Here is a 12,797-nt window from a genome sequence, read left to right as displayed (position 1 = left end):
GTAATCTATATAAAATTTAAAAGCTAAAAAATGAACTGTTTTGGGGAGCCGCGATGGCGCCGGGCGCTACTGCAGCTGGTCCGCGCCCTCGGCAAAAAGGACTTCCAGCTTCTCCAGCCGCGCCTCGCGCAGCTCTTCGACCGGCACCCCCAGGATGGCGGCGGCGTACTCCGCGGGCTTGCCGCGTCCCACCACCATCTCGAGTGCGGCACCATCGGCCTTCAACTCGCAGAGTTCGTGGCGCAGGTCGAATTCGACCACTTTGCCCTTCTTCTCGCGCTTAAGCGGTGCGGACTCGAGGGCCAGGAAGCGCTCGACCAGTTCGTCGAGCCCGACGGCCAGGTGCGCCGGCAGGGTGACCCGGTAGCGCACCCGCTCCATGATCACGGAAAGCGACGGCGACCGGAGCGGGATATCCTGCGCCTCGAGCACCCGGACCCCCTCGGGCAGGGTTGCGTTCAGCGCCTCCTTGAGGGTCTGGGCGTGGTAGCCGGCCTCGACCTCGAAGTCCATGTACTCGGCGTACGACTCCACCCCGACCGACAGGGCCGTGGCAAAGGAGAACTTCGGGTGGGGATGGAACCCCTGCGAGTAGCGGATCGGAATCCCCGCGCGCCCTACGGCCCTGATGAACAGGGTCTGCTGTTCGAGGTGGCTCAGGCAGCGCATGCGCCCCACCTTCTCGAAGCGCACCCGGATGCGGTTGGCGTCCTCGCTGACCGGAGCTTCCTCGGTCTGGACGGCGAAGGTCTCAAACGGTACCGCCGGATTGAGCCTCAGCTTGAGGTCCTTGAAGTCGCAGACGCCGCAGCCGGTGCAGGCCGCGCCGCGGCAGTCCGGGGTGGCCGCCTCGACGAGTGCCGCCTGGCACTCCTTGAGGAGATAGTCGCGGGTAACGCCGCAGTCGATGTGATCCCAGGGGAGCACCTCGTCCAGTTCCCGGCGCCGGTGGTAGAAGCGCGGATCCATCCCGACCTTCAGGAAGGCCTCGCTCCACTTGTGCTTGTCGTAATGCTCCCACCAGCCGTCGAAGCGGCACCCCAGCCGGTGCGCCTCGACAAGGAGTCGCGAGAGCCGGCGGTCGCCACGCGCGAAGACCCCTTCCAGCATGGAAAGCGAGGCGTCCTGCCACTTGAGGACCAGCTTCTTCTTCCTGAGCTCGTCCTTGAGGAAATGCTGCTTCTCGACGATCTCCGCTTCGGAAATCTGCGGCTCCCACTGGAACGGGGTGTGCGGCTTGGGAACGAAGCTCGATACCGAGACGTTGACGTCGCCGCCGGTGCCGGCGAACTTACCCTGGCGCTTCACCTCGCGGGAGAGTTCCACGATCCCCTGGACGTCGTCCATGGTTTCGGTGGGAAGGCCTATCATGTAGTAGAGCTTGATCACCCGCCAGCCGGCGCCGAAGACGGCACGGGCGTTGTCCAACAGCGCCGCCTCGGTGATCCCCTTGTTGATCACCCGCCTCAGCCGCTCGCTCCCCGCCTCGGGGGCCAGGGTGAAACCGGTCTTTCTTACCCGGCGCACCTCTTCAGCCATCTCGGGCGAGAGGCTTCCCACCCGCATGGACGGCAGCGACACCGCCTTCTTCTGCGCGGCGTAGCGGTCCATGAGCCCCTTGATGAGCGGGGTGAGGCAGCCGTAGTCGCCGGTGGAGAGCGAGAGCAGCGAGACCTCGTCGTAGCCCGTGTTGCGGAAGGTCTCCTCGACCAGTTCGAGCACCCGCTCCGGGCTGCGCTCGCGGACCGGCCGGTAGATGTAACCCGCCTGGCAGAAGCGGCAGCCGCGGGTGCAGCCGCGCGAGATCTCGACGCTGACCCGGTCGTGCACCGTTTTCAAGAAGGGGACCACCGGGGTGGTCGGGTAATGGGCCTTTTCCAGGTCGGCGACGAAGCGGCGCCTGACCGAAGTGTACTCGGGCTTGAGCGGCACGATGGCGCTCACCCGGCCGACGTGGTCGTACTCCACCCGGAAAAAGCTCGGGACGTAGACCCCCTCGATCTTGGCAAGCCGCTCCAAAAGCGCACCCTTGTCGAGCCCTTCTTCTTTCCAGGCGCTCACGCAGGCCGCGATCTCGAGAGCCGCCTCCTCGCCGTCGCCGATCAAAAAGGCGTCGAAGAACTCGGCGAGCGGTTCCGGATTGTAGGCACAGGGGCCACCGGCGATGACCAGCGGGTACCCCGCGGGGCGCTCCTCGGCCACAAGCGGAATGCCGGAGAGCTCCAGCATGTTCAGGATGTTGGTATAGGAGAGCTCGTACTGCAGCGTGAACCCGAGGATGTCGGCCTCTTTGAGCGGCGTGCCGTTTTCCAGGGTGGCGAGTGCCATCCCCTCCTGGCGCAGCTGCGCCTCCCGGTCCGGCCAGGGGGCGTACACCCGCTCCGGCGCAATCCAGGGAACTTCCTTCAGAACACCGTAGAGCACCTGTAGCCCCAGGTGGCTCATCCCTACTTCATAAACGTCAGGAAAGGCGAGCACGAACGAGAGCCCACCTACCCTGCCGATAGTGGTTCCCATCTCCCCGCCCAGGTAACGGGCCGGTTTTTCTACCGACAAAAGACTGTTATTGCGCAAAAATCCCCCAGAATAGCCGTTCAGCTGTGACCGGACATAGTAGCAAATCTACCTCGTCACTGGCAAGGTATTATCCTTGCAGCGAGACCTGGAGCCTCGACAACGTATACCTTATTTGCGGTACACCCTGGAGCATATGGGGCAGTAGCTGACGATTGCTTACCGGGCTTTTCCGGCGACTCCACCGCTATCCTGGCGTTTTTAGGCGATTTAGCTTTCCAATGAGAAACTGGCACGCTCTTCGCTAATTACTGGGCATCTATCACTTTACAAGGAGTTACACCATGAAAAAAGTTCTGTCCTCCGTAGTTGCTGCTCTCGTTGCTGTTGCTTTCGCTGGCGTTGTTTTCGCTGCTGACGCTACCCCGGCTGCTCCGGCTGCTGCTCCGGCTGCTGAGAAGAAAGAAGAAAAAGCTCCGGCTAAGAAAGCTAAGAAAGCTAAGAAAGCTAAGAAAGCCGCTAAGAAAGACGCAGCTAAGAAAGAAGAGAAGAAAGAAGAAGCTCCGGCTGCAAAGTAATTCTTCCTTTCAGGTAGTGAGAAAGGCCGCATCGCAAGATGCGGCCTTTTTTGTTGTCCGCTCGCCAAGCACCACGAAAAAAGGCCGGTCCCGCAAGGGGACCGGCCTTTTCAGTTTCGGGATTCGCCGTTACTCCTTTTGCCAGACGTAGGGCGGATCGAAGAACGGGTCGTAAAAACCGGGATAGGCGACCGGGAAGGTGAGCGTCTCGCCGACGCCGGCGCCGGTGCGCACCAAGCTCATGCCGATCCCCTTGACGGGGCCGACGGTGAGCCCCTTGGCGGGCCCCTCTTCCTTCCAGGTGATGTAGATCTGCTTGGGGATCTCGAGCCAGCCGGTGGCGATGTTGGCCACTCCGCGCACCAGCTTGTTCGCCATTCCGTCCACCACCTGTTGCGGCGAGGCGTCGTCGAGGGTATTGCCGAGGCTTCCTGCCAGGGCCGGACCGGAAACCGCGAGGGACAGTGCGACAATCAGGACGGCAAGGCCTCCCGGGCGTATGACGCGCATATTACTCTCCCTTTTTATCTGCCCCACCCGCAGCTGCCTTGCGCGGTTCGACCCGCTTTTCCTCCCACCCCTGCCAGACGAACTCCGGGGCGATCATCGGGTCGTAGTACCCGGGCTGCGGAACGGCAAAGAAGATGGTTTCGGTAAGGCCGGCAAAGAGGCGGTAAAAGGCCATTCCCATCCCCTTGAGCGGCCCCACCACGTACCCCACGTTGCCGCGGTCGCGCACCATCAGGTAGGACTGCTTGGGGATCTCCACCACCGAGGTGGTCACGTTCGCGACCCCGCGCACCAGCTTGAAGGCCATCTTCTCGGTCACCGCCTCGGGCTGGGCCTCTTCAAGGGCGAAACAGGTGCTACTGGCAAGAAGCACGAGCAACAGCAAGGACGACAAAGTCACCTTAGTACGCATTTTTACTCCTTAGCACCTGTGATGGCGGCGATGGCCGAGCCTTGGTTCTTTTAACATAATTGGCAGACCTTGGCAAGCAGGCAGAATTGCGGGGGATTTCCTCGCACACCGGCGCGACGCCCACAAAAAACGGCGCCAACCCATGAGGATCGCGCCGTTTTTTGTCCTGCTAAAAGGAGAAGAAGAAAGCACGTTCAGAATCCGCCGCTCTCAAGGCTCGTACTGGGTGCTGCTGTTACGTCACTCCTTTTACTGTCTGGTCACTACTTGCCGTGCTTGGCAAGGTACTGGGAAACCCCTTCCTTGGTCGGCTTCATGGACTCGGCGCCCTCCTGCCAGTTGGCCGGGCAGACTTCGCCGCCGTGGGTCTCGACGAACTGCAGCGCGTCGAGCATGCGCAGTGCCTCGCCGACGCTGCGGCCCAGCGGCAGGTCGTTGATGACGGTGTGCCGCACGACCCCCTTGGTGTCGATCAGGAACAGGCCGCGCAGCGCCACGCCGCCCGGGAGCAGAATCCCGTACGAGCGTGCGATGTCTTTGGTGAGGTCTTCCACCAGCGGATACTGGACGTTGCCGATACCGCCCTGGTCGACGGGAGTATTTTTCCACGCCAGATGCGTGAACCTCGAGTCAACCGAGATGCCTATGACTTCGCAGTTCTTTTCCTTGAACTCAGCGACTCTTTTGTTGAAGGCAAGAATCTCAGAGGGGCAGACAAAGGTGAAGTCGAGCGGGTAGAAAAACAGCACGACATACTTGCCCCGGTATTTCGACAGAGTAATTTCTGCAAACGAGTTGTCGGGAAGGACTGCCTGTGCGGTGAAATCGGGAGCTTCCTGGGTAACCAAGGTAGTAAGACTCATACGTGCGGTCTCCTTTTTAACTGTGTGAGATAGCTAACGTGGCAAACTCTACCAGTAGCTATGACACTTGTCAATCAAAAAAGATAAAAAGCATCCGATTTGTCCTCACTACCGGGTTCAGCCGACGATCTCCCCGCGAATGCTGACAGTTACCACCTTGAAGGGGATCTCCTTGCCGCAGTCGGCAAGTGCCCGCTGCGCGGCCATGGCGATCCCGCCGCAGCAGGGGACTTCCATCTTCAGCACGGTGATGCTCTTGATGTCGGAGACCCGGAACAGTTCGGTCAGCTTGGTGACGTAGGCGTTGTTGTCGTCGAGCTTCGGGCAGCCGATCACCACGGCCTTGCCGGCCAGGAAGTCGCGGTGGTAGTCGGCGTAGGCGAAGGGGACGCAGTCGGCAGTGATGAGGAGATCCGCGCCCTGGAAGTACGGTGCCGTGGTCGGGACCAGGTGCAGCTGCACCGGCCACTGGGCGAGCTGGCTCTGCCGGGAAACCGTGCTGCCGGCGGCGTTCTGCTGCTCGGGGGTCGGCGCGAAGCTCATCGCCCGCGACCCAGGGCAGCCGCCACCGCCATGGGCATGCCCATGCCCGTGCCCGTGCCCGTGCCCATGACCGTGGGCCTTGGGGACGATGCCGGTGGCCTGCAGGTGCTTTTCAACGGCTACTTCGTCGAAGTCATCCGCATCGCGCTCGATGATGGTGATGGCGTCCTGCGGGCACTCGCCCAGGCAGGCGCCCAGCCCGTCGCACAGGTTGTCGGCGGCGATCTCCGCCTTGCCGTCCACGATCCTGATGGCGCCCTCGGCGCAGGAGGGTACACACAGGCCGCAGCCGTCACACTTGTCCTTGTCGATCTGCACGATTTTACGAATCATCATGTCCTCTTTCCGGTCGCCGGGCGACCCGTTTGGTAGTAAGTATCCGGGGCTGCACGGTAGCCGCACAGCGTGTTGTTTCGTTTAGAAGAAGTAGTGCCAGACCAGGTCCAGGCGCCCGCGCAGCATGAGCCGCCTTCCGGAGTAGCCCATCACCTCGCGGATCAGGGCGCGCCGTTCCTTGGAGTAGCAGTGGATCGGGCAGTGCTTGCAGGTCGGCTTCGGGTCGAGGGGGCACTTGCGCCGCTTGAGCTCCGCGTAGGCCAGAAACTCCCGGCAATCCGGGCAGAGTTCCCCTTTGGCGGAGCCGTGTTTGCCACGGCAGTAGGTTCCGATAAAGGCCTGCAGGACCTTGATGTCGTTTGCTTCTTTTTTGGCTTTGTTTGCGGTGTCCATGGTGGCGAGCATAGCAAAAGGAGGCAAGGGGCGTCATGACAAAAGTCAAGGAAGCATCTTTTCAGCCTCCAAAAAAGGGCAGCCGCCTGCTGCGACTGCCCCTGCAAACCGGCAATGAGCCCCTTACAGCCGGAACTTCCCGACCAGCCTGAGGAGTTCGTCGGATTGCTGCGACAGCGTCCCCGCTGCCGATGCGGTTTCCGAGACGCCGCGTGCAGTCTGCTGGAAGACCTGGGTGATGCTCTGCAGGTTACCCGAGATCTCTCCGGTGGTAGAGGTCTGCTGCTCGGCAGCGGTCGCGATGTGGCTTATCTGCCGGGTAACCTCGTTGACCTGCTCGAGGATCTCCTCCAGGGCCTGTCCTGAAGCGACGGAATGCTCCGCGCCCCGTTCCACTTCGCTGACGCCGTCCTCGATGGCGCTGACCGCTCCCTTGGTGTCGTTCTGTATGGCGCGGATCATCTCGCCGATCTCGCGGGTGGCCTTGGTGGTCCGTTCCGCCAGGGCGCGCACTTCGTCGGCGACCACGGCAAAACCGCGCCCCTGCTCACCGGCCCGCGCCGCCTCGATCGCCGCGTTCAGGGCCAACAGGTTGGTCTGATCGGCGATGTCCTCGATGGTGCCGACGATCTGGCCGATCTGGTCCGAACGCGCACCGAGCTGTTCCACGGTGCACGCCGCGTCCTTGACCCGCGTCGCGATCCGCTCCATGCCGCTGGTGGTCTCGCGCACCACGTCGGCACCCGCGCGGGCGCTGCCGCTGGCACGGTTGGAACTCTCCGCGGCATTCTGGCAGTTGCGGGCGATCTCCGCCGAGGTAACCGCCATCTCTTCGCTGGCCACCGCCGCGGTGGAGGTCTTCACGGCGACGTCATCGGTACCGGCCGCGATCTCGCTGGCATTCTGGTTCAGCTGCCGCGAAGCACAGGCGACGTGGTCCGCGGTCTGCAGGATCTGCCCGATGATATCCCGCATGGTGCTCTGCAGGGTGCCCACCGCACGAATGATGGTACTGATCTCGTTGTTGCGGAGCGCCTGGATCGGCTGGGTGAGATCCCCCCGGATCATGGTCTCGAGGGACCCGATGATCCGCTTCAGTGCATCGTTCACCGACCAGAACAAGAGACTGCTGAAGAAGATGCCCAACAGCACGAACACCGTGGTCGACAGCACACACAGTGACAGCGACAAGTAGCGCCCGGCTATCACCGCCATGACGATGCAGAAGCTGTAACAAAAGCAAAGCAGCACGATTCTTGTGCGAACGCGCAGGTGCAGGTAGAGGTCGAGAAGAAAGTTCATAGTTGTTTCCCCGTGAAAGGAAGGTTCACATCACCAGACTGTGAGAGAACACCAAGAATGACGTCAACGGCAAAGCCGTCTGTGTCACTACATCGGCACAACTTCGTCGTTCTTTAGCTAATAGTGAGCAGGAAACACTGAGAACACACTGAGAAAGGATTCATAAGCTGGAAGCAGGGGTTGCAGCAGAAAACAGGAATCACGGCGGGCGGCGCCAAGACAGCGCGCAGCAGCGCTTCAGCTCGGTTTCCGGCGGCTGGCGTGCTGCTCGTACAGCCTCAGAATGACGTAGGTGAGCCAGGCGACCACGAACATGGCGAGCGTGAAGATGGCGTAAGAGACCGGCCAGGGGATGTTCTTGGTCATCATGGAAAACTCGGACATGCCGCCGATGCCGGCCAGGACGTTGAGCGGCATGAAGATCACGCTCAGGACGGTGAGCCGGTAGATCACCCGGTTCTGGTTCACGTTCACGAAACCGACGACGGCGTCCATCAGGAAGTTGATCTTGTCGAAGAGAAATGCGGTATGCCCGTCCAGGGACTCGATGTCCCGGAGGATCTGCTGGGCGTCCTCGAGCTGCGACGCCGAGAGGAGCTTGCGGCGCACCAGGAAGGTGAGGGCACGCCGGGTGTCCAGGACGTTTCTGCGGATGCGGCCGTTGAGGTCCTCCTGCTCGGCAATGGCGGCCAGCGCCTGGGCGGCCTCGGCGTCGGTCATGGTCTCGTTGAGCACCTGCTTGCCGACCTCCCCGAGAGCCGTGTAACAGTCCTCCAGAGAATCCGCCGAGTATTCGGCGTCGGCCGCGTAGAGGTCCAGCAGCATGTCCGTACCGTCGGTGACGTACCCCTTCTGGGTGCGCGCCCGAAGCCGCTGCAGACGGAATACCGGGAGTTCCTCGCTGCGGACCGAAAAGAGGATGTCCCGGTGCAGGATGAAGGCGACCGGTATGTTGCGCGAGTCCCCGTCGCGATCCAGCAGGAAATCGCTGTGCAGGTGGATCTCACCGTTTTCCTCCACGTAGAAGCGGGCGCTCGCCTCCAGGTCGGTGAGGTCGTCCGGATCGGGGATCTCCAGGCCGAAGTGGTGACCGATCCATTCCCGGTCCGTCCTGGTGGGATCGACCAGGTCGACCCAGATCGGCTTGACCCGGTTCAGGTCCTGCGAAGAGCCGATCGCCACCTGCTTGAGCCGGCCATCGGCCAGTTCGAAGGCGTTCAGGCTGTAGGAGCGGTGCTGCTGATCGAGCACCTCCTTAAGCTGGTCATCGACCTCGTCGAGCACGGCATCGGCCATCTTGTGCGGTACGAGCCCCCAGACCAGCGCGGCGTCTTCGGGCGAGAGCGTCGCGAGAATGCCGGCAAGCTCCGGGGCACCGAGCTGGGAAACCATGGTGCGCAGCTGGTCGAGATGCGGCTTGTGCTGGTGCTCCGCATCCTGGCGCAGGTATCCCTGTTTCTGCACGGCATCCAGCGTTTCAGCAGCCTTGTGCTTTATCAGCAGCTCTCTCACGGATTGTATCGACACCTGGTGACTCCTTTCTTCCACAGCCCAGCTCCAGCTTTCTCACTGCCGCGCACCGTTGTACCGTGTTATCGATATGACCGTCAACTGTTAGAAGCACCAGCGTTCAGCACGAACAGTTTCACGTACCGCACTGCCTGCCTCTGAGACAGAGCCCGTCGGCAGCATGGTTCAGACCTTTGCCTTTGCTACAGAACTGTGCTAACTTGTGAGGAATGAACACTAAAAGGAACAAACTGGTCATACCCCGCGCCGAGCACAGCATTTCCCGTTCTCTGCTCAGCCCCAACGGTGTCAAGGTTCTCTACAAGCTGCGCGATCACGGTTATACCGCCTACCTGGTGGGAGGCGGCGTGCGCGACCTGCTTTTGGGGCGCGAGCCCAAGGACTTCGACGTCGCAACCGACGCAACCCCGACCCAGCTCAAGAAACTGTTCCGCAACTGCCGCCTGATCGGCCGGCGCTTCCGGCTGGCGCACCTGCACTTCCAGGACGAGATCATCGAGGTGGCGACCTTCAGGGCCGGCGCGGACGGCAGCGCGGCGGAGGCTCCCGACGCCGTGGAAAACGAGCTCCCGGAACGGTCCGTCGTCCCGGAAGCCCCCAGTGACGCCACGCTCGATCCCGCCCTGGACGATCTGGGTACCCGCCACGGCCGCGACGGACGCCACCTGTTGAGCGGCCCCCGGATGCTGAAAAGCGAAGACGGCATGGTGCTCAGGGACAACATCTTCGGCACGCCGGAGGAGGACGCGGTGCGCCGCGACTTCACGGTGAACGCCCTGTTCTACAACATCGTCGACTTCTCGATCATCGACCACGTGGGTGGGATTGAAGACCTGAAACACGGGTTGATCAGGACCATCGGCGACCCCCTGGTACGCTTCACCGAGGACCCGGTCCGCATGATCCGCGCGGTACGTTTTGCGGCCATGCTCGGCTTCAACATCGAGTCGCAGACTGAGGCAGCCATGTGCGAACTGTGCGGCACCATCAACAAGGCGACGCCGCCGCGCCTCTACGAGGAGGTGCTGAAGCTTCTCATGATGGGCGCCGGCGAGCGGACCTATCAGATGCTGCGCCATTACGGGCTCTTCGAGCCGCTCTTCCCGCACTTCGACGCCTGGTTGTCGCGGGAATCGGACTGCTACCCGCACGTGCGTGTCGGCAAGGCCCTGGATTGGATCGACGAGCGCATCGGCGCGGGCGGCACGGTCTCGGCGCCGCTACTCATCGCGCTCATGTTCGGGGAATACCTGGAAGAGAAGGTCTCCGGTTTCCGCGCAGAGGGTTTCCCGCCTCAGCAGGCCACCGATGCGGCACTGGCGGAGTTCGCCGGCGAGCTCTCGGCTACCGTTGTCATCCCGAACCGGGTCCTCATCGCGGTGCGCGAGATCCTCTCCTGCCAGCTGCGCTTCCAGAAGACGCCGGGCCGTAATGCCCGCGGCGTGGTGGGGCGCCACGTCTTTCCCGACGCCCTTGCCTACCTGTGCTTCCTGGAGCAGCTGAACCCGCCCAAGCGGTCGCTGGCCGACTGGTGGCAGCGTTTTGCCGAAGAGCAGGCGGCACCGGAAGCGGCCGCTGCGACGTCCCCTTCCGGCGAGCCTGCCGAGGCAAAACCGAAAAAACGGCGCAGGCGGCGCAGGCGCAGAAAGCCGGCTGACACCCCCGCCGCCGAATAGCCGTCCCCCCGCGTCTGCAACGCAAAAAACCGCGCCACCCCGTTTTTAGTTACGAGGCAGCGCGGTTTTTTTGTGCCACGCGAGCTAAGCCCGCTCTCCCGGTTCAGGGACTTGTGTTGGTTCACCCTGGAATGCCCGGTATTTACAGCGCGAGCGCCCCGGTTTCCAGTTTCTTGATCCGGTCCCTCAGTTGGGCCGCGCGCTCGAACTCCTGTTCCTTGGCGGCCTGCAACATCTCCTTCTTCAGCCGCTTGATCACCTTGGGGAGGTCCTTGGGCTTGATCCCCTCGAGGTCGTCCTCGGCCACTGGAACCGTCACCCAATCCCGCTCCTCGGGGGCCTGCAGGGTATTGGTAATCACTCGCTTCACGCTCTCCGGGGTGATGCCGTGCTTTTCGTTGTAGGCGGTCTGCAGGGCGCGCCGGCGCTCGGTCTCCCCGATGGTCTCCTGCATCGAGCCGGTCACCTTGTCGGCGTACATGATGACCCGCCCCCCCACGTTGCGCGCGGCGCGCCCGCAGGTCTGGATCAGCGAGCGGGTGGAGCGCAGGAACCCCTCCTTGTCGGCGTCGAGGATCGCGACCAGGGAAACTTCCGGGAGGTCGAGCCCTTCCCTCAAAAGGTTGATCCCCACCAGGAGGTCGAACTCCCCCAGGCGCAGGTCGCGCAGGATCTGCATGCGTTGGAAGGTGTCGATGTCCGAGTGCAGGTAGCGCACCCTGATCCCCAGCTCCCGGTAGTAATCGGTGAGTTCCTCGGCCATCCGCTTGGTGAGCGTGGTGACCAGCACCCGCTCGCCGCGCTCGGCGGTGAGCCGCGCCTCGTGCAGCAGGTCGTCCACCTGGCCGGCCGCCGGCCGCACCTCGATAGCGGGGTCGGTGAGCCCGGTCGGGCGGATCACCTGCTCGACCACCACGCCGCCGGCCGCCTGCAGCTCGTACTCCGCCGGGGTCGCCGAGATGTAGATGGTCTGGTGCTGCTTCACGGAGAATTCCTGGAAGGTGAGCGGCCGGTTGTCCAGCGCCGAGGGGAGCCTGAAGCCGTAGTTCACCAGGGTCTCCTTCCGGCTGCGGTCGCCGCGGTACATCCCCCCCACCTGGGAGACCGTGATGTGCGACTCGTCGATGACCAAAAGGAAGTCGGACGGGAAGTAGTCCATGAGGGTGTACGGTGGCTCACCGGCCTGGCGGCCGTCGAAGTGGCGCGAATAGTTCTCGATCCCGTTGCAAAAGCCCATCTCCTCCATCATCTCGATGTCGAAGAAGGTGCGCTGCTCGATGCGCTGCGCCTCGATGAGCTGGTTCTGGCTCTTGAAGTAGCGGATCCGTTCCTCGAGCTCCACCCGGATCTGCTCCACGGCGCGCTCGAGGGTGGCGCGGCTTGCCACGTAGTGCGAGGCGGGGAAGATGGAAAAGCGGGGGAGCTTGCCCAGTACCACACCCCGCAAGGGATCGATCTGGCTGATGGCGTCGATGGTGTCGCCGAAGAACTCGACCCGCAAGGCGCGCTCGTCGTCGTGCGCCGGGAAAATCTCCACCACGTCGCCGCGCACCCGGAAGCTGCCGCGGTGGAAGTCGACGTCGTTTCTCTCGTACTGGATCCCCACCAGGTGCTTCAACAGGTCGTCGCGCTCCAGGGTGTCACCCTCGCGGATCCGGATCTGCATCTCCTGGTAGGACTCGGGCGAGCCGATGCCGTAGATGCAGGAGACCGAGGCGACGATGATGACGTCGCGCCGGGTCAACAGGCTGCGGGTGGCGGAGTGACGGAACTTGTCGATCTCGTCGTTGATCGAGGAGTCCTTCTCGATGAAGGTGTCGCTGGAGGGGAGGTAGGCCTCGGGCTGGTAGTAGTCGTAGTAGGAGACGAAGTATTCGACCGCGTTGTTGGGGAAGAGTTCCTTGAACTCGCCATAGAGCTGCGCGGCCAGGGTCTTGTTGGGGGCGAGCACCAGGGTCGGGCGGTTCACCGCGGCCACCACCTGCGCGGTGGTGAAGGTCTTCCCCGAGCCGGTGACCCCGAGCAGCACCTGGTGCCGGTCGCCGCGCAGCACCCCTTCGGAGAGCTCCTGAATGGCCCGCGGCTGATCGCCCCTGGGCTTGAAGTCACTTACCAGTTCAAATCGTTCCATGCGCCCGAT

Annotated in this window: 11 protein-coding genes; 2 read left to right on the top strand and 9 right to left on the bottom strand. The window is 62.8% G+C overall.

The window, feature by feature from the left end; translation table 11 throughout:
- Positions 1-66 precede the first annotated feature (66 nt).
- Positions 67-2,574, bottom strand: coding sequence for a TIGR03960 family B12-binding radical SAM protein (locus H7688_RS06350; RefSeq protein WP_183360217.1), 2,508 nt, complete (start codon positions 2,572-2,574; stop codon positions 67-69).
- 284 nt (positions 2,575-2,858) lie between these two features.
- Here H7688_RS06350 and H7688_RS06345 point away from each other — a divergent pair, with 284 nt between their 5' ends.
- Positions 2,859-3,092, top strand: coding sequence for a hypothetical protein (locus H7688_RS06345; protein WP_183360216.1), 234 nt, complete (start codon positions 2,859-2,861; stop codon positions 3,090-3,092).
- A 129-nt stretch (positions 3,093-3,221) separates the two neighbouring features.
- Here the strand turns inward: H7688_RS06345 and H7688_RS06340 are convergent, their stop codons facing one another.
- The 7 genes from H7688_RS06340 to H7688_RS06310 all read right to left on the bottom strand — a co-directional run bounded on the left by H7688_RS06340 (position 3,222) and on the right by H7688_RS06310 (position 8,978).
- Positions 3,222-3,602, bottom strand: coding sequence for an exosortase system-associated protein, TIGR04073 family (locus tag H7688_RS06340; RefSeq protein ID WP_183360215.1), 381 nt, complete (start codon positions 3,600-3,602; stop codon positions 3,222-3,224).
- Position 3,603: 1 nt separating this feature from the next.
- Positions 3,604-4,014, bottom strand: a complete 411-nt coding sequence (locus H7688_RS06335; RefSeq protein WP_183360214.1) for an exosortase system-associated protein, TIGR04073 family — start codon at positions 4,012-4,014, stop codon at positions 3,604-3,606.
- 263 nt (positions 4,015-4,277) lie between these two features.
- Positions 4,278-4,877, bottom strand: a complete 600-nt coding sequence (locus H7688_RS06330) for a peroxiredoxin (protein WP_183360213.1) — start codon at positions 4,875-4,877, stop codon at positions 4,278-4,280.
- Positions 4,878-4,994: 117 nt separating this feature from the next.
- A complete protein-coding gene (locus H7688_RS06325) occupies positions 4,995-5,753 on the bottom strand; it encodes an ATP-binding protein (protein WP_183360364.1) in 759 nt (252 codons plus the stop codon).
- A gap of 84 nt (positions 5,754-5,837) precedes the next feature.
- Complete coding sequence (locus tag H7688_RS06320) at positions 5,838-6,161, bottom strand: nitrous oxide-stimulated promoter family protein (RefSeq protein WP_183360212.1); 324 nt, start codon at positions 6,159-6,161, stop codon at positions 5,838-5,840.
- A 111-nt stretch (positions 6,162-6,272) separates the two neighbouring features.
- Positions 6,273-7,451, bottom strand: a complete 1,179-nt coding sequence (locus H7688_RS06315; RefSeq protein WP_183360211.1) for a methyl-accepting chemotaxis protein — start codon at positions 7,449-7,451, stop codon at positions 6,273-6,275.
- A 237-nt stretch (positions 7,452-7,688) separates the two neighbouring features.
- Complete coding sequence (locus H7688_RS06310; RefSeq protein WP_183360210.1) at positions 7,689-8,978, bottom strand: magnesium and cobalt transport protein CorA; 1,290 nt, start codon at positions 8,976-8,978, stop codon at positions 7,689-7,691.
- Between the two features lie 212 nt (positions 8,979-9,190).
- On the opposite strand from H7688_RS06310, the gene H7688_RS06305 reads away from it, so the two are divergent.
- Complete coding sequence (locus tag H7688_RS06305) at positions 9,191-10,657, top strand: tRNA nucleotidyltransferase/poly(A) polymerase-related protein (protein WP_183360209.1); 1,467 nt, start codon at positions 9,191-9,193, stop codon at positions 10,655-10,657.
- A 142-nt stretch (positions 10,658-10,799) separates the two neighbouring features.
- Here the strand turns inward: H7688_RS06305 and uvrB are convergent, their stop codons facing one another.
- Positions 10,800-12,788 carry an excinuclease ABC subunit UvrB gene (uvrB, locus tag H7688_RS06300; RefSeq protein WP_183360208.1) on the bottom strand — a complete coding sequence of 663 codons (1,989 nt, stop codon included), beginning with the start codon at positions 12,786-12,788 and terminating at the stop codon, positions 10,800-10,802.
- Between the last annotated feature and the right edge of the window lie 9 nt (positions 12,789-12,797).

Origin of the sequence: Geomonas limicola (assembly GCF_014193675.1) — a bacterium.
Taxonomy (GTDB): Bacteria; Desulfobacterota; Desulfuromonadia; order Geobacterales; family Geobacteraceae; genus Geomonas; species Geomonas limicola.
The sequence above is the reverse complement of the archived record's forward strand: the minus strand, read 5'-3'. Positions and strand labels throughout refer to the sequence as shown.

Bases quoted from the DNA above. Each gene is read 5' to 3' on its own strand.
- H7688_RS06345 (WP_183360216.1), top strand. From the start codon at position 2,859: ATGAAAAAAGTTCTGTCCTCCGTAGTTGCTGCTCTCGTTGCTGTTGCT.
- H7688_RS06325 (WP_183360364.1), bottom strand. From the start codon at position 5,753: ATGATTCGTAAAATCGTGCAGATCGACAAGGACAAGTGTGACGGCTGC.
- H7688_RS06340 (WP_183360215.1), bottom strand. From the start codon at position 3,602: ATGCGCGTCATACGCCCGGGAGGCCTTGCCGTCCTGATTGTCGCACTG.
- H7688_RS06330 (WP_183360213.1), bottom strand. From the start codon at position 4,877: ATGAGTCTTACTACCTTGGTTACCCAGGAAGCTCCCGATTTCACCGCA.
- H7688_RS06305 (WP_183360209.1), top strand. From the start codon at position 9,191: ATGAACACTAAAAGGAACAAACTGGTCATACCCCGCGCCGAGCACAGC.
- uvrB (WP_183360208.1), bottom strand. From the start codon at position 12,788: ATGGAACGATTTGAACTGGTAAGTGACTTCAAGCCCAGGGGCGATCAG.
- H7688_RS06315 (WP_183360211.1), bottom strand. From the start codon at position 7,451: ATGAACTTTCTTCTCGACCTCTACCTGCACCTGCGCGTTCGCACAAGA.
- H7688_RS06320 (WP_183360212.1), bottom strand. From the start codon at position 6,161: ATGCTCGCCACCATGGACACCGCAAACAAAGCCAAAAAAGAAGCAAAC.
- H7688_RS06335 (WP_183360214.1), bottom strand. From the start codon at position 4,014: ATGCGTACTAAGGTGACTTTGTCGTCCTTGCTGTTGCTCGTGCTTCTT.